At 37.5% G+C, this 19692-nt stretch carries 17 protein-coding genes; 2 read left to right on the top strand and 15 right to left on the bottom strand.

Features of this window, described 5'->3' with window-relative positions; genetic code table 11:
• Nucleotides 1–49 precede the first annotated feature (49 nt).
• From AAY42_RS11565 to aspS, 6 genes are all read right to left on the bottom strand, one after another.
• Nucleotides 50–241, bottom strand: a complete 192-nt coding sequence (locus tag AAY42_RS11565) for a cold-shock protein (protein WP_055395347.1) — start codon at nt 239–241, stop codon at nt 50–52.
• A gap of 82 nt (nt 242–323) precedes the next feature.
• Nucleotides 324–581 (bottom strand): hypothetical protein, encoded by a 258-nt coding sequence (locus tag AAY42_RS11560; protein ID WP_055395345.1) that lies wholly within the window; start codon nt 579–581, stop codon nt 324–326.
• Entirely contained in the window at nt 578–2359 is a 1782-nt protein-coding gene (locus AAY42_RS11555; RefSeq protein WP_055395342.1) for a chloride channel protein, read from the bottom strand. The genes AAY42_RS11560 and AAY42_RS11555 overlap by 4 nt, the downstream gene beginning before the upstream one ends.
• A gap of 8 nt (nt 2360–2367) precedes the next feature.
• Nucleotides 2368–3192 (bottom strand): tetratricopeptide repeat protein, encoded by an 825-nt coding sequence (locus AAY42_RS11550; RefSeq protein ID WP_055395340.1) that lies wholly within the window; start codon nt 3190–3192, stop codon nt 2368–2370.
• Complete coding sequence (locus AAY42_RS11545) at nt 3164–3712, bottom strand: hypothetical protein (RefSeq protein WP_055395338.1); 549 nt, start codon at nt 3710–3712, stop codon at nt 3164–3166. Before AAY42_RS11545 ends, AAY42_RS11550 begins: the two co-directional genes overlap by 29 nt.
• 104 nt (nt 3713–3816) lie before the next feature.
• The gene (gene aspS / locus AAY42_RS11540) at nt 3817–5565 is read right to left on the bottom strand and encodes an aspartate--tRNA ligase (protein WP_055395336.1); all 1749 of its coding nucleotides are present in this window, start codon (nt 5563–5565) and stop codon (nt 3817–3819) included.
• Between the two features lie 374 nt (nt 5566–5939).
• Between aspS and AAY42_RS11535 the strand changes: the two genes are divergently transcribed.
• Nucleotides 5940–6290, top strand: coding sequence for a toxin-antitoxin system YwqK family antitoxin (locus tag AAY42_RS11535; RefSeq protein ID WP_055395334.1), 351 nt, complete (start codon nt 5940–5942; stop codon nt 6288–6290).
• Nucleotides 6291–6357: 67 nt separating this feature from the next.
• On the opposite strand, the gene AAY42_RS11530 is transcribed toward AAY42_RS11535, so the two are convergent.
• From AAY42_RS11530 to AAY42_RS11505, 6 genes are all read right to left on the bottom strand, one after another.
• Nucleotides 6358–9861 carry an efflux RND transporter permease subunit gene (locus AAY42_RS11530; RefSeq protein ID WP_055395332.1) on the bottom strand — a complete coding sequence of 1168 codons (3504 nt, stop codon included), beginning with the start codon at nt 9859–9861 and terminating at the stop codon, nt 6358–6360.
• Between the two features lie 5 nt (nt 9862–9866).
• Nucleotides 9867–11057, bottom strand: coding sequence for an efflux RND transporter periplasmic adaptor subunit (locus AAY42_RS11525; protein WP_055395330.1), 1191 nt, complete (start codon nt 11055–11057; stop codon nt 9867–9869).
• Between the two features lie 23 nt (nt 11058–11080).
• Nucleotides 11081–12415, bottom strand: coding sequence for a TolC family protein (locus AAY42_RS11520; RefSeq protein ID WP_055395328.1), 1335 nt, complete (start codon nt 12413–12415; stop codon nt 11081–11083).
• Nucleotides 12416–13021 carry a TetR/AcrR family transcriptional regulator gene (locus tag AAY42_RS11515; protein ID WP_055395326.1) on the bottom strand — a complete coding sequence of 202 codons (606 nt, stop codon included), beginning with the start codon at nt 13019–13021 and terminating at the stop codon, nt 12416–12418.
• A gap of 229 nt (nt 13022–13250) precedes the next feature.
• A complete protein-coding gene (locus tag AAY42_RS11510) occupies nt 13251–13679 on the bottom strand; it encodes a hypothetical protein (protein ID WP_055395324.1) in 429 nt (142 codons plus the stop codon).
• A 12-nt stretch (nt 13680–13691) separates the two neighbouring features.
• Complete coding sequence (locus AAY42_RS11505) at nt 13692–14225, bottom strand: RNA polymerase sigma factor (protein WP_055395323.1); 534 nt, start codon at nt 14223–14225, stop codon at nt 13692–13694.
• Between the two features lie 151 nt (nt 14226–14376).
• Here AAY42_RS11505 and AAY42_RS11500 point away from each other — a divergent pair, with 151 nt between their 5' ends.
• Nucleotides 14377–15351 (top strand): polyprenyl synthetase family protein, encoded by a 975-nt coding sequence (locus AAY42_RS11500; RefSeq protein ID WP_055397906.1) that lies wholly within the window; start codon nt 14377–14379, stop codon nt 15349–15351.
• Here the strand turns inward: AAY42_RS11500 and AAY42_RS11495 are convergent.
• The 3 genes from AAY42_RS11495 to AAY42_RS11485 form a co-directional block, all read right to left on the bottom strand.
• Nucleotides 15332–16489, bottom strand: a complete 1158-nt coding sequence (locus AAY42_RS11495) for a lycopene cyclase family protein (RefSeq protein WP_055395321.1) — start codon at nt 16487–16489, stop codon at nt 15332–15334. The two genes, AAY42_RS11500 and AAY42_RS11495, sit on opposite strands and share 20 nt — an antisense overlap.
• A gap of 98 nt (nt 16490–16587) precedes the next feature.
• Nucleotides 16588–17289 (bottom strand): 3-keto-disaccharide hydrolase, encoded by a 702-nt coding sequence (locus AAY42_RS11490; protein WP_175288762.1) that lies wholly within the window; start codon nt 17287–17289, stop codon nt 16588–16590.
• An 81-nt stretch (nt 17290–17370) separates the two neighbouring features.
• A complete protein-coding gene (locus tag AAY42_RS11485; protein WP_055395317.1) occupies nt 17371–19629 on the bottom strand; it encodes a TonB-dependent receptor in 2259 nt (752 codons plus the stop codon).
• Nucleotides 19630–19692: the final 63 nt, after the last annotated feature.

Below are 19692 nucleotides of genomic sequence, written 5' to 3'. Positions count from 1 at the left end.
CCCGATGAAACCATCAGGGTTAAATCAAATTAAGAATACAATATTGTTATCAGATTATCTGCACTTGTGCAGCAACCATTCCTTTTCTTCCTTCTTCTTCTTGGTATTCTACTTTGTCGCCTTCGTTTAGTTCCAATCCGTTCAATGCCGTAACATGAACAAAAATGTCCTTTCCTGTGTCGTCGTTGGTAATAAACCCAAAACCTTTGGATCCATTAAAAAATTTTACTGTACCAGTCATTAAAAATAATGTAAATGTTAAAATACTAAATTAGGGTATTTTCGATTTATCTGGATGAAATAAACTTTAAATCTTATGAAAATTATTGATTTTCAGTGTTTTTGTCCTTTTTACCTTGCATTTTTTTAATGTTCTCATGGGTTAACATGTAATCTTTCATGTTTTTACCTTTGCTTTCTTTTATCAAAAAAAGCGGCATTGCCACAAAGAAAAGTCCTACAGTACCTGATCCTATAAATTTATTTGCTTTTAATGGGTCATCTTTTTTAATACTGAATCCATAGATGATCAAGCCAAATGAGAGTAACACAATTAGAACGATTATGTATTTCAATTTCATCTTGTATGTGTAATTAATTTTCTTCGATATGCTGTCAATAATTTTGATTTTGAAATAAAGCCCATATACTTCCCTTCTTGTATAACGGGTAAATTCCATGCACCACTGTCCTGGAATTTTTGCATAACCTGTTTCATAGTATCGCTACCATAAAAAACATGTTCTGGTGGGGCATGCATCAAATTTTTAACGTAGGTTGAATTATAAAGTTCGGTATCGAACATAAATTCCCGGATATCATCCAAAACAATAATACCAATCAATTTTTCTTCCTCATTGAGAACGGGAAAAATATTTCTTTTGGATTTTGATACGGATTCATGCAACATTTGGCCCAATGTCATTTCTGGGTGAACGGATTTAAAGTTCTTTTCTATCACGTCATCCATTTCCAATAAAGTCAATACCATTTGATCTTTGTTATGGGTTAAAACAGCTCCTATTTTTGCCAATTCCTTAGTGTAAATCGTATAATCAAGGGCATTTTTTGTAATTAAATAGGAGATGGATGCTGTAATCATTAAGGGAACAAAAAGCTGATACCCACCAGTAATTTCCGCAATTAGGAAAATGGCCGTTAATGGCGCATGGATTACTCCTGCAATTAGCCCAGCCATACCGATTAGTGTAAAATTACTTTCTGAGACCGAAAAACCCAATCCCAGATTGTTGATGACCTTGGCGACTACATTTCCCAATGCGCTTCCCATTACCATAGTTGGAATAAAGATTCCCCCAGCACCTCCAGCAGCAAAAGTTGTGGTCATGGCTATGGCCTTAAAAATGGTGATGCCGAACAACAGCGCTATAACTACCCAAATATTATGGATATGTGCATCAAAAGGGGTTTTTCCTAGAGCCTTTAAATGGTCACCATCCAATAGATTATTTATAAAGCCAAAACCTTCCCCATATAGCGGAGGAATTGCATATAGCATTATTCCAATAGCAATACCACCAACCAAGAGTTTGTATTTTGGACTTTTAAATCGTTTGAAAAAGTCAAAAATGGCAAAATACATCTTGGTAAAATATATAGAGGAAAAAGCCGTGCCAACACCCAAAAGAATATAAAAGAAGGTATCTTCTAATTGAAAGCCTTCTGATAGTGAAAAGCTAAAAAGCACTTCATTTCCCAGAAAGAAATAGGAGGTGAGCACTCCTGAAATAGAAGCCAATAGTAGAGGTAACATCGACAACATGGTCAAATCCAAAGTGAATACTTCCACGGCAAAAATAATAGCGGCAATTGGGGATTGAAATATTGAAGAAATAGCTCCGGCCGAAGCGCAAGCAACCAGCAAGGAGCGTGTTTTTGTATCTAAATGGAACAACCTGCTTAGATTGGAACTTATTGCCGAACCTGATTTTACCGCTGGACCTAACAATCCCACGGATCCTCCAAAGCCTACAGTCAAGGGTGCCGTAATTAAAGGCGCATAAATATTTTTAACTTTTAAAAGCCCTCCTTTTTTAGAGAGGGCAAATATTATTGAGGAAATAGCATGTTGTATCGGTTTTTTATGAATGTATTTAACGTAAAGAAAGACCAGGGCTAACCCAATAATTGGTAAAATAAAATATAATTGGTTTTCAGAAAAAACAATACCTTTTTCCAACAAGGATTGTATAAAATAGGTGGTATTTTTTAAAGTTACAGCTACTAACCCTGCTAGAAAACCAACTACCAAACTCATGATATGCACGAAGGTTTTGTTGGAGATATGTTTATATCTCCATTTTAAAAATCTAGTCAGCAAAGTTTTGGCATCAGGCATGGCTAAAGTTAACCCAATATTTGTGATTTCAGTTCTTCTAAATCTTCCATATAGATTTGGCGCAATAACTCAACATAATGGTAGTGATTATAGAAACCTGAATTGAAATCTTCAATGGCCTCATTTATCATTAAAAGAGCTTCTTTTTTTTCTCCTTGTTGGTGCAGTAATATTGCTTTGTAGTATTTCGCGTCGGCGGAGTTTTTAAAATAATGTATGATTTTATTGAAATCATCAAGAGCCTTTGGAATATTACCAGCTTCAAAATATGTTATGCCCCTATATAAAAATGCTTCCAGTTCAACCCAGTCCTCTCCGGTATCCTCAGTTTCTTTTTGGATATGCTTGTTCCAATAGTGCAAAGCTTGCGTATGGTCTTTAAGTCCCAAATAAGCAATTCCCCGCCAATAATCAACACTGTGGCCTTGTGGATAATCTAAATGTGGTGTAAGTGTATCCGACGCATTAAAATCTGCAATTGCTTTTTTATAATCACGATAAAAATACAAATAGAGATAGCCTCGCCAAGGAACCCAGGTTTTTGGGTCATGACGTACAGCCTTGTCAAATTGTGGTTTCCACTCATGGGGCATGCCCCGTTTTAGATAAGCAACTGAAAGTTCTCTCAATGCCTCTGCATAGGTTGAATCGACTGCAATGGCTTTTTCTATTCTAACCATGCTTTCTGGGGAACCTTGATATAGATGAGAGCCTTCTTGAAATATTTTTTCTGCCAATTTTCTACGCTCAGGGGTGTTGAGTGTATCAGTTGCACCATTACAAGAAATTATAACCAAAAGAAAACTAAGGCAATATTTCAACGATTTCACCATTTTCAATTCGATATGAGATGTACATATAATAATTTAAGGGACTCCCTTTATAGTCTAAGGCATTCCAATGGTTTGAATTAGATGTAATGCTAAAAAGTTGGTCTACCATGTTCTGTTCAAGTTCAGTTTCCTCAAGGTCTAGGTTCATTTCAATAATTTCGAACCAACCTGGTTCACCTTTACAATTGACTAAAAAACGGAAGTTTAAATACCCTGAGTCTGAATAGCCATTATTTTGGTAAGTTTTTAATATATTTTTTCGAAAAGTATTCTTGCTGATTTTATATGCCCTGTAGGCCGCACCGTTATATGTGTATGCTATTTTTTTGTCACCACAAAGTTCATATTTTGTATTGGCGAGGGCAGTGCTTTGTTCAATGTAACCGATATAATGAAGGTATTTTTCTTTGGCAGACTCATACTTTGTTGCGTTTTCGTAATTGCTATAGCTGTAAATTATGGCAATTAAGACTAGGAGAGGCAATAGTGCATAAAGTAATATCTTAATCCATTGTTTCATCGATTATGAAGTTAACAAGTTTTTCTGATATTCTTCGATATGTTCAGGATGACTAAATGGAAAAAGAGTAATTGCTTCAAAGGTCCATTATTAAAATTGAAATCCTACAAATCAACCTTTAAATGAAGCTCCTTTAATTGTTCATCATCAATAGTTGCTGGAGCATCGATCATTACATCCCTGCCGCTATTGTTTTTTGGAAAAGCAATAAAGTCTCTGATGGTTTCCTGTCCACCTAAAATAGCGACCAATCTGTCAAGTCCGAAAGCGATTCCACCATGTGGAGGAGCACCATACTGAAAGGCATCCATCAAAAATCCAAATTGTGCTTTTGCTTCTTCTGGAGTAAAACCAAGATGCTTGAACATGGTAGCCTGAATTTCTTTATCGTGGATTCGAATGGATCCGCCACCAATTTCGTTCCCGTTCAATACCAAATCATAAGCGTTTGCTTTCACTTCACCTGGATTGGTTTCCAACAATTCCAATTGTCCGGGTTTTGGAGAGGTGAAAGGGTGATGCATGGCATGGTACGTGTCCGTTTCTTCATCCAATTCCAATAAGGGGAAATCAATTACCCAGAGAGGAGCAAATACATTGGGTTTTCGCAATCCAAGTCGTTCCGCTAATTCCATACGCAGAGCGCTAAGTTGGGCTCTGGTTTCATTCGTGTTTCCAGAAAGCACGCAGATAAGATCTCCAGCTTTAGCATTGGTCGCCTCTGCCCATTTGGCCAAGTCTTCTTGATCATAAAACTTATCTACTGAGGATTTAAAGGTGCCATCTTCATTACATTTTACGTAGACCATCCCTTTAGCCCCTACTTGGGGTCGCCTTACCCAATCAACAAGCTTGTCAATTTCTTTTCGGGTGTACGATGCTCCGCCGGGAACAGCAATGCCAGCAACTAGTTCTGCCGAGTTGAAAACATTAAAATCTTTGTGTTGCGCAACTGCATTCAATTCTCCAAACTCCATTCCAAAACGAATATCAGGTTTGTCATTTCCATACAAACGCATGGCATCATCATAGGTCATTCTTGGAAAATCTTTTGACTCTATTCCATGGACTTCTTTCAGCAGATGTTTTGTCAATCCTTCAAAAGCATTGAGGATGTCTTCCTGTTCCACAAAGGCCATTTCGCAATCTATTTGGGTGAATTCAGGTTGTCTATCAGCACGTAAATCTTCATCCCTAAAACATTTTACAATCTGAAAGTACTTGTCCATTCCACCCACCATAAGTAATTGCTTAAAGGTTTGGGGCGATTGTGGCAGCGCGTAAAATTGCCCTTCGTTCATTCTGCTTGGAACAACAAAATCCCGAGCTCCTTCGGGAGTAGACTTTATCAAATATGGAGTTTCAACTTCAATGAATCCTTCTTCAGATAAATACTTACGGACTTCCATAGTTACTTTATGCCTAAAGATGAGATTATCCTTTACAGGATTTCTTCGAATGTCCAAATAGCGATATTTCATTCGGATGTCTTCTCCACCATCCGTATTATCTTCAATAGTAAAAGGAGGTAGGATAGATTCATTTAATATTTGAAGCTCAGCCACAAGAACCTCAATATCACCAGTTGGAATATTGGGATTTTTGGAGGCTCTCTCTATAACCTGGCCTTTAATTTGGATTACGGTTTCCCGTCCTAAGCCAGTTGCCTTACTTAATAGAGCTTTTGGGGTGCGATCCTCATCAAACACTAATTGTGTAATGCCATATCGGTCGCGTATATCTACCCAAACAACAAAGCCTTTATCCCTTACTTTGTGTACCCAGCCACTTAGAATAACTTCTGAATCAATATCTGATGCCCTTAATGCACCACAAGTATTATTTCTGTACATGATATTTACTATGGAGCGCAAATTTAAGAGGAATGGCAGTATTTATTGTTAGAGATACCTATTTTCTTGCCAATTCTAAGTTTAGAAAGAAATAAGGAGAAAAAATCTATAATTGACCAACGTAATATTTAAAACACATTTAACTAACCTAAAATTTACATTTAGTGTTTTTTTCAAGCTTTTCGGTTAAAATTCATCGATAAAAGGTTTTATCTATTTCAATGCTATATTTGTTAATATGTTGATTATTATTGTTTTATGTATTTAAAGTTAATTTAATGTAAATTAAATGTTATTAAAATATTCATTTAACGTAAAATAATAATTACATTTGTATCGTTAATGTTATTGAATAAACTTAAAACCCATATCATATGAAGAAAGCAATATTTTTTTTAGCGGTGATGTTTTCGGTTTGTATGTATCCACAAGATATTGAACCGACTTTTGAAAAAGTGGGGAAAATGGTAAAAGCTACATATTTTCACGAAAACGGTGAAATAGCCCAAACGGGTTATTTATTAAAAGGTAAGTTACATGGACAGTGGTTTATGTACGATGTAAGTGGTAAGAAAATTGCCTCTGGTAAATACAATGAAGGAAAAAAATCTGGAAAGTGGTTCTTTTGGAAAGGCCAGATTTTAAAAGAGGTTGATTTTGCAGAGAACCGCATTGTTAATGTAAAAAATTGGAATCAATCTGAATTGGTTTCGGTAGATAAGTAACTATTACAATACTTAAATAAAAAAGCCCCGACCTAAGGTCGGGGCTTTTTTATTTCATAGTACTTTGTTAGGCAGCAATATCTACTTGTTCTTTTTCCTTTACTGAGGATTTCTTGCCTCCTCTAATCCTGATTTTTAATCGATATATGATATTGAACAATACTGGTACAATAATCAATGTAAGGAAAGTGGCCACAATTAACCCGAAGATTACGGTCCAGGCCAATGGTCCCCAAAAGATTACATTATCCCCACCCATATATATTTGCGGGTCAAAATCTGAAAATAAGGAAACAAAATTGATGTTCAACCCTATGGCCAGTGGAATCAAACCAAGAACTGTTGTAATTGCCGTCAATATTACAGGTCGCAACCTTGCCTTACCTCCTCGAATAAGTACTTCGGTAACTTGTTCACGGTTCAATAATGCATTATCGGGAAGATTCAGCTCAACCTTTTTACGATCAATCAATATTTGCGTGTAGTCCAACAGTACCACACCATTATTTACTACAATACCAGCTAGAGAGATAATTCCCATCATGGTCATCATAATTACAAATGGCCAACCCGTAATGATCAAACCGCCAAAGACCCCAATAAAGCTCAAGAAGATGGCCATCATAATAATTGCCGGTTTTGAAATACCTCCAAATTGGAAAATTAAAATGAGCATGATAAGGCCTAAACCAGAGAAAAAAGCGCCAACCAAAAATTGCATTTGTTTGTTCTGTTCTTCTATTTGACCAGTATAATCAATCTTGACACCAGCCGGTAAGCCTTTAAACTCCTCCATTTCTTTTTGGATTTCTGTCACAATTGCTCCTGCATCTGTAAATCCAGGTTTTAAGGCTGAATATACTGTTACAACTCTTCTGGTATCCCTGTGTTTGATGGCACTAAAAGATGAGGTGTTTTTTTGCGATGCGACAGCAGATACAGGAATTTCCTTTATCTGCCCATTAGCGGGATCTCTAAAAATGATGTTCTGATTGAACAAAGCACTCGTATTGTATCGTAGATCCTCATTAAAGCGAACATTGATGTCATAATCTTCGCCATCTTTCTTATAAATGCCCGCTTTATCTCCAAACAGGGATTGACGCAATTGATTTCCAACTTGGCCCACAGAAACTCCAAGTTCACCAGCTTTTTCTCGGTCTACAACAACCTGCATCCCAGGCTTGCTTTTGTTTACATCGATTTTCAGCTCTTCTATCCCAGCTACGTTTTTACCGTTGATATAATCGCGCATACTTTCTGCCGTAACAATCAGCTCATCATAATCGTTGCCCTCAATTTCAATATTGATAGGATAACCCGCTGGAGGTCCAACCGCATCTTTTTCAACCGAAATTGTAACCCCAGGATAAATACCGGCAATACCATCTTGAATTTTTAAGCGAAGGTCTTCTGTATCCAGACCATCCCTATATTTAAACTCACGCATGGAAATGGTGATTTTTCCACGGTGTGGCATTTCCGCTGCAGAACCTCCTTCGGTAAATGGGTTTTCAGCACCTTTACCCACCTGGGAAACGCTGGATTCCACTAAAAGGTTTTTATCTGCATCCAAGTATTCATTACCATCAGCAATTGCATAAACGCGTTCTTCAATAGCCTTGGTAATCATATCGGTTTTATCAATATCCGTTCCTTCGGGATATTGAATATAAACATAGACTTCATTGGGTGTATTGTCTGGAAAGAATTCCACCTTTGTTCGTTGACTGCCCAAAGACATTCCGAAAAACATAAATGCACAGATCAACATCGTGACGGTAGCACCAAAATACCAGTATACATTTTTACCCCTGAGAGCATGCTTCAATCTTCTTTCATACCAATTTTCAAAACGTACAAGCGTATTCTTTTGGAAACGTAATGCCCATTTTTTAAGGAAATACTTATAAATCCAAAACATACCTGCAACTACGATCATCAAAGTCCCCAATCCGCGCATGGCTCCACCTACAATAAAGATGAACAAACCAAAACCACCAAGAATTGCACTGATTCGAATCAATTGCTTTACCGTTAATTCTTTTTCACCAACTTCCATAAAACTGGAAACCAACATGGAGTTCATAAAAATGGCCACAAATAAAGAGGAACCAAGAACTACGGATAGTGTGATTGGGAAAAATATCATGAACTGCCCCATTAAACCTGGCCACAGACCAAGAGGTACGAAGGCAGCAACCGTTGTTGCCGTAGAAATAATAATGGGAACAGCGATTTCCCCAATTCCTTTTTTGGCCGCTTCAATCCGGGACATACCTTCTTTGTCCATCAAACGGTAAACGTTTTCCACAACCACAACTCCATTATCAACTAGCATTCCAAGTCCCATAATCAATCCAAATAGGATCATGGTATTTAGGGTGTAGCCTACAGCAGATAGGATCATAAAGGACATGAACATTGACATTGGAATTGCAAAACCAACAAACAGTGCATTTCTAAACCCTAAAAAGAACATGAGTACCGTAACCACCAGAATGATTCCAAAAATGATGTTGTTGACCAAGTCATCAACCTGGTTCAATGTTTTAGCACTGGAATCGTTGGCAATGGTAATGTGTAGGTCTTTTGGAAAGTAATTTTCCTCTGCATCTTTAACAATTTCACGAATTAAATCTGCAGCCTCAATAGCATTTTCCCCTGAGCGCTTTTTAATATCGAGCATTACCACACTCTCTCCTTTTTCCCTAGCGTAAGTAGTCTTGTCTTCTTCTTTAAAGGAAACTTCGGCAATATCCTTAAGATAAACTGCACCATTTTCAGATTTGACCACAAAATTATAAAGCTCTGTAGGCTTTTCAATTTCTCCAAGGATTCGAATAGTTCTTCGTTGTCCACTGGTAACCAAATTCCCTGCGGACATTGTCATATTTCCATTACTGATGGCATTTTTAACGTCGGTAAAATTTACCTTGGCTGCCATCATTTTGTAAACATCAACGGCTATTTCAACTTCTTTTTCCTGAGCACCTCTAATGTCTACTTCCTTAATCTGCGATAGATCTTCAATTTCATCTTCAAGATATTCCGCATATTCCTTTAACTTCTCAACAGGATAGTCTCCAGTCAGGTTCACATTCATGATTGGGAATGACTCTGCCAAGTTTAGGTCAAAAACATTGGGTTCGACCTTGGCACCGTTAAAAATAGGCCAATCTTCCCCAGCCTTCTCACTATCCACCTCATCCTTTACTTTTTGCTTTGCGGATTCTACCGTGATATTCTCATCAAACTCTACAACAAGCATGGAATAATCCTCTTGTGAAGTTGAGGTAAGCTCTACCAAATTGCTTACGTTTTTGAGTCGGTCTTCCAAGGGATCCGTAATCAAACGTTCCATATCTTCAGCAGTATTGCCAGGATATGGTGTGCTAATGTAGATTTTGGTTTCTTTTACCTCGGGAAAGTCTTCACGAGGCATTGAAAAGTAGGAGGATAATCCTATAAAAAGGAACAACCCGATCATCACGTAAATCACAGACGGATTGTCTATGGCCCAAGATGAAAGCTTGAATTCCTTATTAATATTCTTCTGTACTTTGCTCATTATTCTTAGTTTTTGGCAGTTGAGGTTGAGTCTAGAATCTGTACTTTTTGACCATCTCTTACGCTTCGTGCACCTTCAGAGATAATTCGGTTTCCATTGGTTAAACCTCCAAGGACTTCAACAAAATCTCCTTGGGTCTTACCTGTTGATATAATCGCTTTTTTTACTGTTGGATTCTCACCATTAGAAGCTTCATCAACAACATAGACATATTCTTCACCTTCAGAATTTTCCGAAATAATACTCTGTGGAATAAGGATGGCCTCCTCATTGGTATAGTCATTAATTTTAACCTGTGCCGTTAGATTGGGCTTTATACTTCCATTTTTGTTGGGAACAGGAATCTCAGCTTTAAACGAACGATTCCCTGGATTTATAAAGTTACCAGTTTGTCTAACTTTGGTTTCCACATTGTCCCCTAAAACTGGGAAGTATACCTCTACAGACTTACCTGGGGTAACATTTGGTAAATGACTTTCAGGAACTTCGACCTCTACATACATATCATTAAGGTTTACAATTCTGAAAACCTCTGACCCAGGACCGGGACTTACCACGGTACCCTGATCTTTGATAACATCATCAATTATTCCAGAAAATGGAGCTCTTAGAGAGGATTTTGATAACTGACTCTGCATTTGCTTCACTGCACTTTCTTGTGCTTCATAGTCTGTTTTTGCCTGTAAATACTGAATCTCAGAACCTATATTTTGGTCCCATAGTCTTTTTTGACGTTCAAAAGTTGTTTTTGCCAGTGCAGCACTCGTTTTCATTTGGGCCAGGGAACTGGACAATCCACCATCATCTATATAACCTAACAATTGTCCTTTTGAAACTTTTTGTCCTTCCTTAACATATACTTTGTGCAAAGTACCTGCCATTTCTGGGTAAATAAGTACATTCTGCTTGGTCATTACATCTCCCTGCAATTCCAAATAATGATTAAACTTTTCTGCCTTTGCCGTAATGGTTGTGACCAAGGGTAATTTGGCATTATCATCTAATTGGGCAATAGCAGAGTCCAACAATTTTATTTCAGCTTCCAAAGCTTTTTGTTGGTTGGTAATTTCCGTTCGTTTTGCTCGAATGGTCTCCAAATTGTTACCTGCGATAACACTTTCTACGGAACCTTCGCTACCTCCTCTGCAAGAAGCGAAGACTAATACTGCGAGTACTGGATATAGTATTGTTTTCATGATGATATGGTTTTATTTTTTGACTATTGATTTATGATTGTTTCCAATTCTGTTTTGCTGTTGATGACATCAACCATGGACTGTAAATATTCTTGTTGAGTGGCGTATAATTGTGTCTGTGCCTGTCTAAGCTCGAAACTTGTTGCCAATCCTTCAGAGTATTTAATTTGATTTTTGTTTTCAATGCGTTCTGCAAGCTTTAAATTCTGCTTTGAGGTGTCATATTCTTCAATTGCCAGGATATAATCACTTTTTGAACTTTCCAGTTGAAGACGAATTTGTTCTTGGGCTTCAGTTAGTTGAGTTTTTGCCTTATCCAAAGCTATTTTGGCACGCTGGGTTGTGGCACTCCTCCCCAAAGAACTAAAAATGGGAATGTTTAGGTCGAACCCTAAAATAGATTGCCCAAACCATTGCTGTCCGCTACTTAAGAAGTTAAAACTATCGCTAAAGGAAGAACCTCCATAGTTTACAAAGGCATTCAAAGAGGGTAGTGCCCTACTCTTTGCCAATTTCAACTCATAGAATCGTTGCTCATTTAAGTTGTTGGCCAATTTATAGTCAACATTATTTTCCATTTTAAACTCTGTATCCAATAATCCTAAATTGATTTGCTTTTGAGCTAAATCATCCAGGTTTTCAGTTAAAATGGTTGGATTTTGAATAGGAAGACCCATCATTAGATTCAACATTTGTAATGTTATCTTCTCCAAGCGCTTTGCATTTTTCAGTTGGTTGTTTACTGAAGACAATGTAATCTGTAATTGATCAACGCTTTCTTCATCACCAAGACCATTCTCATAGATTCGTTTTGTTTCATACAAATTCTTTTCCAAGGTGGCTTTGTTGTTCTCTGAAATCAATACACTTTCTTGCGCTAGAAGGACATTTCCATATGCTTCAACAACGGCTTGCCTAACATCTAAATCTGTTTTTTCCTTGTTATTTCTGCTATAGCTCAAAAAAGCCTTGGTAGCTTGAACTCCCACTATATAAGATCCATCAAAAATCTGTTGTGTCAAGGTTGCCGTTGCTGTAGCAGTTTGGGGCTGTCCAAAGACCACTTCCTGGAAGGTTCCTGGTTCACCATCCGGAAAGAATTCGCCCGGGATTTGGTTTACTGGTTGCTTGAGCTGGTTTTGATAACTAATGGCACCAGATATTTGGGGAAGTCCTGTTGCAATGGTTTCCCATTTTTGTTTTTGGGCATCTACAAGATCTCTACTTGCATTAATTGCACTATAGTTGTTTTGCTGGGCATGAGCAATAGCCTCGTCCAGACTAAAACTATTGTTGCTCTCTTGACCTTGGCTTAACCAAGGTGATACTAATAGTAAACAAATGATTAGTGTTCGCATTTATTCAAGGTTTGAATTGATGATTGAGTTTAATATTTTTCTTCCTTTTGGGGTTACAATCCCTCTTAGGTGGTATTCCAGATAATCCTCCATGAGTTGGGTAACGGAAAAGACTTGTAGTGGGAAAAGACCGTTGTCCTTAATACTTGTGACTCCTGAAAAATAAATTCGGGAAACAAAGTCAACATTCAAGTTGTCCCTATAAATTCCCATTTCAATCCCTCTGGTCACATTATCTACTACACAATCTTGCATGGTCTCAAACTGTTTGTTTTTGAGTGAAGTATGAACTTTTGGATAATATTTCTGCAATTGATATTGAGGAGAGGATTTTTCATCCTTAAGATGGAGCATTACAAATCTTTTTATTTCATATAGTTCTTCAATGGGATTTTTTTTCAGGGCAACAATTTCATCTATACCATTTGAGATGTACCAGAAAAGATCCATAGTACTCTCCTCCACCAATTTGGTCTTATTCTCAAAATGGGAATAAATGGTTTTTTTTGAAATCCCCATTTCGTTGGCAAGATCATCCATTGTCACACTCTTAAATCCAAGATTTAAAAATAGTTCGGTCGCCTTGTGTAAAATCTTTTCTCTCATAATCGGCGACAAAAATATGTTCGGAAACTTTAAAAACAAAAAAAGTTTCCAAGGTTTTGCATTTTTTTAACGAATTCTTAAAACTTCTGTTTTTTTTTATAATCATTTTACATGATGAAGACGAAAATGCGAATTGATTTTGGACTGGATTGTTGTTTTTCTTTCTGAGTAGAAAAAAAGATACCTTGTACTGGCGTTTAGCCGCTCCCTCACCGTCAAAGTTTTATTTTTAGATGTCATCCTCTTTGTTTTTGTGTTTATCAACATAATCTTTAAAGGCTTTTTCACCTTCTTCCTTCCAGAAGTCATCATAAAGCTCCCAATCTGAAAAATCCCTTCGCATAGGACGACATTTGTCAAACGATTTAAAGTGTTTTTTGGATTTTTTACCACTTTTTGAACTATTGCTGTGTCCGCCACCACCAAATCCAAATATGATTTTGGCCAATACAAGTATTCCCAAGGCCTTCCAATACCCTATTGTGGGTAGACCAAAAAGATCGGGCATTAGCCAATTCCATAATCGCATTAACACATAATTTGCAAGTAGAAATAGTAAAATGCCCAGCACTATCATGGCAAATACTTTAAATGCCTTAGTTACGTAGTGTATGGTTTTCTGTTCCATATGTTCTTCCATATCTTTTTTATAATCCATAATCGAATTTTTTTATACTATTTTAAGTTTTAAGTCCCTAAATAAAATTGATATTGCCCTATGTCTTCTTGACATTAAGGTTCCTGGTGAAATATTGGTCTGTTCCGAAATCTCTCGATACGTATATCCTTCAAAATCAACAGCGATAATAATATCCCTATAAGATGGTTTTAATTTCATAATTGCCATCTGCAACTGGTTTTTCATCTCCTCGGAATAAGTGTTATCGGCATTTCCGTAGAACAATTCTGCAAATTCTGCCCATTTCGTATCAATACCTTCGCTGTCGTATTTTGTTTCTTTTTTGGTACGCATGATATCTATAATCCTATTTTTAATGGCGCTATAAACAAATCCTCCTATATTGGTTATAGGGATGGCATCCTGGGGTCTGGAAAATATTCGCAACGCCACATCCTGTACAATGTCTTCTGCATCCCTTTCTGTTGTGTTGTTGATTTTTGATTGTACATATCCTTTAAGGGAATGGTATTCCTCGTCAAAAAAATCAGAAAGGTTGTTATAGTTTTCTTTATTGGAAACCATTCAAAAAAAGGGCTGTTTGCTGTCTTCAATTATAAAGACGTGGGTTTTCAAATCCATTGCATTTTTTTGAAAAAAAAATTGCACACTATCAATTTGACGCGCAATTACACTATTTGTAACAATGGCTGTATTTTTGGAAAAAATTGAAGCAATGCGTTCAACAGCGTTTTACCGTAACGAGTTTATAATACACCTTGAAAAGAAAATTGAGGTCAAGGAGCCCAAAAACCTATATGAGCCAATCAATTATATTTTAGGTTTGGGGGGAAAGCGATTGCGCCCTGTGCTAACCTTAATGACCACTGATCTGTTTGGTGGAATTCTCCAGGATGCCTTGGATGCAGCTTTGGCGATTGAAATGTTCCATAATTTTTCCTTGGTCCATGATGATATTATGGATGATGCCCCCTTGCGTAGGGGTAAGACCACGGTGCATGAAAAATGGGATGTGAATACAGGTATTTTATCCGGTGATGCCATGCTGATAAATTCCTATCAGTTTTTTGAAAGTTATGATTCAGAGGTTTTTAAAAAGTTGACCATTCTTTTTAGCAAAACTGCGATTGAAGTATGTGAAGGACAACAATATGATGTTGATTTTGAATTGAGGGATGATGTTACAATTCCCGAATATCTAAAAATGATTGAGTACAAAACGGCAGTTTTGGTAGCTGCAGCCATGAAAATGGGAGCCATTATTGCCAAAGCTTCCCAAAATGATACCGATTATATTTATGAATTTGGCAAAAACCTTGGAATAGCCTTTCAGCTACAAGATGATTATCTGGACGCTTTTGGCGACCCCGAAACCTTTGGAAAACAGGTTGGGGGGGACATCATGGAGAACAAAAAGACGTTTCTCTACCTAAAATCATTGGAGTTTGCCCCAAAAGAACAACAAGAAAGTCTAAAGCATTTATATTCCCTACAACCTGAGGACCCTACAACCAAGATCGAGACCGTGAAATCCATTTTTATGGAAAGTGGGGCAGTGGAAGAAGCGAAAAAGGAAATTAGTGACTATACCCAAAAAGCTTTTGATGCGTTGGTTTCGATAAAGATGTCAGAGAAGAACAAATCAGTGCTAAAGGAATTTGGAGAAAATCTTATGAAAAGAACGGTCTAAAAACTCTCTTTAACAATGCTTTCATAAAAGGGAACGCTTTAGGAGCTGCCATTATTTGTATGTCTTCATAAACACTGGTTTCATTATCAAGAAACTTTAAGATTAACGAAGCTTTTCTTTTTTTGAACAATGATTCAAATATAGATTGGCCCAAATGGTTTTGACTATGAAGGATATCCAAAAGCAACAAGTCGTAGAACCAAAATTTATCCCTTTTGTAAAATTTGGATAGTGTTTTTCCTTTCTTTAGATGATCAGTCAGTGCCTTTACTTTTTTGCTGGTATTATAAAATGTGAATCCCGTACTGGGTTTTGCCCATCCACCGGCTATACCAATATTCAAAATACTATTCGTATTGTGCTTATGAAATTTATAACAGGTCATGGGAATGTTACCTACTTCTTTTTCCATTATTTCATAATCAGAGCAATTCAATACATTGGTTAGGTAATCTTCAATGGCATCTTCATATTCCTGTTTTTCCAAGGTTTTTTCTGAAAACAAGGTATATTCCAAAAGCGCTTCGGTTTCGGAGAATGGAAGCACATACATAAAACGGGTATTCCCTTTTTGAGGTATGGAAAAGTCCATAAAAGTAGCTTCATCTACCTTAAAAATAGGATGTTTGGTTTTTACAAACCAGCCTAAGAAATGCTGTTGAAGTACCGGATATTTCTTTTGATTTATGACGCTTTGATAATCAAAGGTGCTATTGAAAACTTGCGTTCCAGAAAATTTTTGCGTGTTGGTTGATACCATGGCTCCATTTTCATTTTCCTCAATAGCAACAACATTGCCTTTTAGCCATGAAATGTTGGAATAGCCTTTTATTCTCGTTAAAAAATGGCTATAAAAGTCAATGCCTCGAAGCATTTTATATGTATAGGGTCTAATTGTTGTGGAAAGTTTTAAATCTTTTCCCGCAAAATATACCTTGGACCAGCTTTTATGGAGAATATCATCAAACGCACCATTTTCTTTTTCCCAAAAACACCAAGTTCGGTCGTTTTTTGATTTATCATCCTTCTCCAGTATCAATATGGATTTGGATGCGAAGAAATCATCTTTTCCCAAAGAATCTGCCAGCATAAGACCAGCTGCACCTGCTCCAATAATGATATAATCGTAATGGGACATGCATCAAAAGTACGGAAAGGAATATATATTTACTTAGGAAAGGTTTAGCTCTAGCATTATTGTACTTTACTGGGGTTCTCAACTTTTTTTAGCCAAGGCTAGAGCGGAAGTACCCTAATGTTACGATACTCCACCGTCATAACGGAACCATCATGAATCTGGAAACCAATGATGCCTTCTTGGGAAGCTTTTGGATCGGTATCGGTATAATCCATTACCTTAAAGCCGTTAATCCAATATTCCAAACGATTTCCATGTGCCCTAAGGGTCATTCGATTCCACTCATCCGTTTTGTAAGCTTTATTGATGATATCCTTATCGGGGAAAATACGCAATGATGGTCGGGCGTACCAATCCCCGAGGGTTCCCCTGAAATTTTTCCCATCGGGATGGTGAAAGGCGGCATCAAATTCGTATCCCGAAGGGGCCATATACGATTTCTTACCATTCTGACTTTTGAAAAGAAACGGATGTACCCGATAGTAGATACCCGTATTGCGACGTCGATCTCCGCTAAGTCGCATCTCGCAAGTGAACTCAAAATCCCTAAACCGCTGTTTGGTATAAAGCCATTCCGGGATTTCAAGTTTCTCCTCTCCGGTAGATCCAATAATACTTTCGTTCTGTATCTTCCAGTTTGTGGAGGGAACCTTCCAAGCATCCAGGGTACCCCCTTCAAGCAAATCTATCACTCTGTTCCCAGCAACTTCGGGCTCAATGACTTCATTGGTGTTTTGGGAAAAGGACAGCTGGGAAATCATAAAACAACAGCCTATACATGTAAACAACAAGAGCTTCATTGGATTGGATATTTTAGGTTCAATGATAACGGCCATAGGATTTAAATACATTTTCCTTCCAAGATACAAAAAGGCAGTGTCCTAAAAAACCGTATACCGTAATCCAAAGAACCCACGGATACCTTGGTTGGGGCCGTACACATAGCTGGGATCAAAAGTAAGGGCATATGGATTGTCCGCTGTTACCACAACATTACCTTGGGGGTCAAATTGTACGTTTTGATCAAAGGGATCATTGGCACGAGCTATTATAAAAGGATTTCCCCGGTTGGGCGTCCAATCCAAGAGGTTTTTAATACCACCGTAGAATTCAAACTTGTCTAACCCTTTGTAGGTAAACTGAATGTTCTGAATGCTCCAAGTAGGTGAGAACTCCTGTCGGGGATCTAACTCCCCTAAAGTTGGTAAGCGCATTGGCCCGTACAAATTACCTGTATAATCTACAGTAAGATTTAAACTTCTAAAAGTATAGGAGACATTCCATGTTCCAGTAATGCTTTCGGTAAGTATTTGACGTTCCGTAACTCCATTTTCAGTATTGCTTACATCTTGCCAAGTGGCCCCCACCAAAAACTTAAGTCCATTGGGCAGCACTAAATCGATATTGGCACTTACCCCTTTGGAAACTGATTTTCCATCTAAGTTATCATAGATAATTTGATTAGGGTCGGTATCGTAATCTGGTAAAATAACATTGGAGAAATGGGTATAAAAAGCGGAAGCATCAATACCTACGAAGGTGCCATTGTCCATATATATTTTTTTCAAATAGTTGAGGTTTATGTTTACAGAACGTTCAGGTTTTAGTTCTTCGGAAATAATTACGTCCCGTGCTCCAGTCAGTGCGGCATGATCTTCAGTAAACAGGTTCACCACTCGAAACCCTGTTCCTGCATTGATTCTGAAAATATCATTATCGGAAATTCTCCACTTATATGCGGCTCTTGGGGTAAGAATATTACCATGCCTATTGTCATAATCATAGCGGATGCCCCCTAAAAGGGAATGTTTTTCAGCAAGTTTTAATTCATCTTGAACAAAAAGACTGGGAATCCAGACTTCGTCAGCACTTTCTGTAGCTGGGGTATTATCATCATAAAAGTTATAGCGAATGGCACTTCCAAAGAGCAAATCATGGTTGCCAATGGATTTGTCCCAAGTCATTTGTCCAAACCCGATTCGCTGATTTGCCAAATAGGAAACATTCCCGTAAACAGAGTTTTGATCATGGTCATTATAGGACACAGAAAGCATTACTTTTTCATCAATGGGTAATTGATATTTTCCCAAAACTTCCCATCTGCGGGTATAGATACTTTCTCCATAAATATCGTCGCCACCTCTAAACTCTGGTGTCCATTGGAGTTCCCCTCCCCATCGGTCTTCATAAAAGAATCGGCCTGCAAGAGAAAATACCTTGGCATTATCCCGCTTAAAGTTCCATTTTTGGAAAATAGAGATACGATCTTGTAATGTCAGATCTGTAAAATTATCGTCGTTGTTGTCAATGATTTCATCAAAATTAAAATAATTGATGCCCAACAATACATCTGTTTTTTTACCCACCTCAAATTTTGAACCAATATCTAGGTTGTATTCCCCCCAACCGGTCAAATACCCATCCGCAAAAAACTCGGGGGCATTGGGTGCATGTTTGGTAATGATGTTGATTAAACCGCCAACAGCTTCACTGCCATAAAGTGTGGAGGCAGGCCCTTTTACAATTTCAATTTGTTCAATTAGGGAGTTTGGTATTCCGGATAATCCGTAGACCGTACCCAGACCGCTTACAATGGGCATGCCGTCTATCAACACTAAAGTGTAAGGCCCTTCCAATCCATTTATATGGATGTCGCCCGTATTGCAAACGTTGCAATTGATCTGCGGACGAACCCCATTTACATTCTGAAGGGCTTCAAAAATACTTGGGGTTGGGTTTTGTTTTAGAAAGGTTGGCTTATAAACTTCAACAGGAACAGCACTTTCCAATCTACTTACTGCTTTTAAGGTACCGGTAACCACCATTTCATCCAATGCTTCGGCGGATGGTGTCAACTCAATATTGAGTGTTATTGATTCATCTCTTCCAATTAAAAACGACTTTCTATAGGGTTCATATCCAATAGCTGAGGCAATCAGCACATAGTTTCCTGGGGCCAGGCTAGCAATAGAATAGTTTCCATTTTTATCGGTAGAGGTACCGTTTTGGGTTCCTTTTAAGTAGATGTTGATAAAAGGTAGGTTTTGTCCATTTTCGGAGACCTTACCTTGGATTGTTCCGGTTTGGGACCATCCCGAAATGAAACTTAGTAAAATTAGTGCCAATGAGATTGATTTCATTTTTTACTCATTTAAATTAAAATTTAGACAAATCTAAAAATTTGTTTTTATAAATAAAAATGT

The organism is Flagellimonas eckloniae (assembly GCF_001413955.1).
Lineage (GTDB): Bacteria > Bacteroidota > Bacteroidia > Flavobacteriales > Flavobacteriaceae > Flagellimonas > Flagellimonas eckloniae.
This window is presented reverse-complemented; position numbering and strand designations above follow the sequence as displayed.

Bases quoted from the DNA above. Each gene is read 5' to 3' on its own strand.
- AAY42_RS11550 (WP_055395340.1), bottom strand. From the start codon at position 3,192: ATGGTGAAATCGTTGAAATATTGCCTTAGTTTTCTTTTGGTTATAATT.
- AAY42_RS11490 (WP_175288762.1), bottom strand. From the start codon at position 17,289: ATGAAGCTCTTGTTGTTTACATGTATAGGCTGTTGTTTTATGATTTCC.
- AAY42_RS11555 (WP_055395342.1), bottom strand. From the start codon at position 2,359: ATGCCTGATGCCAAAACTTTGCTGACTAGATTTTTAAAATGGAGATAT.
- AAY42_RS11525 (WP_055395330.1), bottom strand. From the start codon at position 11,057: ATGAAAACAATACTATATCCAGTACTCGCAGTATTAGTCTTCGCTTCT.
- AAY42_RS11520 (WP_055395328.1), bottom strand. From the start codon at position 12,415: ATGCGAACACTAATCATTTGTTTACTATTAGTATCACCTTGGTTAAGC.
- AAY42_RS11560 (WP_055395345.1), bottom strand. From the start codon at position 581: ATGAAATTGAAATACATAATCGTTCTAATTGTGTTACTCTCATTTGGC.
- AAY42_RS11535 (WP_055395334.1), top strand. From the start codon at position 5,940: ATGAAGAAAGCAATATTTTTTTTAGCGGTGATGTTTTCGGTTTGTATG.
- AAY42_RS11505 (WP_055395323.1), bottom strand. From the start codon at position 14,225: ATGGTTTCCAATAAAGAAAACTATAACAACCTTTCTGATTTTTTTGAC.
- AAY42_RS11565 (WP_055395347.1), bottom strand. From the start codon at position 241: ATGACTGGTACAGTAAAATTTTTTAATGGATCCAAAGGTTTTGGGTTT.
- AAY42_RS11495 (WP_055395321.1), bottom strand. From the start codon at position 16,489: ATGTCCCATTACGATTATATCATTATTGGAGCAGGTGCAGCTGGTCTT.
- AAY42_RS11545 (WP_055395338.1), bottom strand. From the start codon at position 3,712: ATGAAACAATGGATTAAGATATTACTTTATGCACTATTGCCTCTCCTA.
- AAY42_RS11515 (WP_055395326.1), bottom strand. From the start codon at position 13,021: ATGAGAGAAAAGATTTTACACAAGGCGACCGAACTATTTTTAAATCTT.
- AAY42_RS11500 (WP_055397906.1), top strand. From the start codon at position 14,377: ATGCGTTCAACAGCGTTTTACCGTAACGAGTTTATAATACACCTTGAA.
- AAY42_RS11510 (WP_055395324.1), bottom strand. From the start codon at position 13,679: ATGGATTATAAAAAAGATATGGAAGAACATATGGAACAGAAAACCATA.
- aspS (WP_055395336.1), bottom strand. From the start codon at position 5,565: ATGTACAGAAATAATACTTGTGGTGCATTAAGGGCATCAGATATTGAT.
- AAY42_RS11530 (WP_055395332.1), bottom strand. From the start codon at position 9,861: ATGAGCAAAGTACAGAAGAATATTAATAAGGAATTCAAGCTTTCATCT.
- AAY42_RS11485 (WP_055395317.1), bottom strand. From the start codon at position 19,629: ATGAAATCAATCTCATTGGCACTAATTTTACTAAGTTTCATTTCGGGA.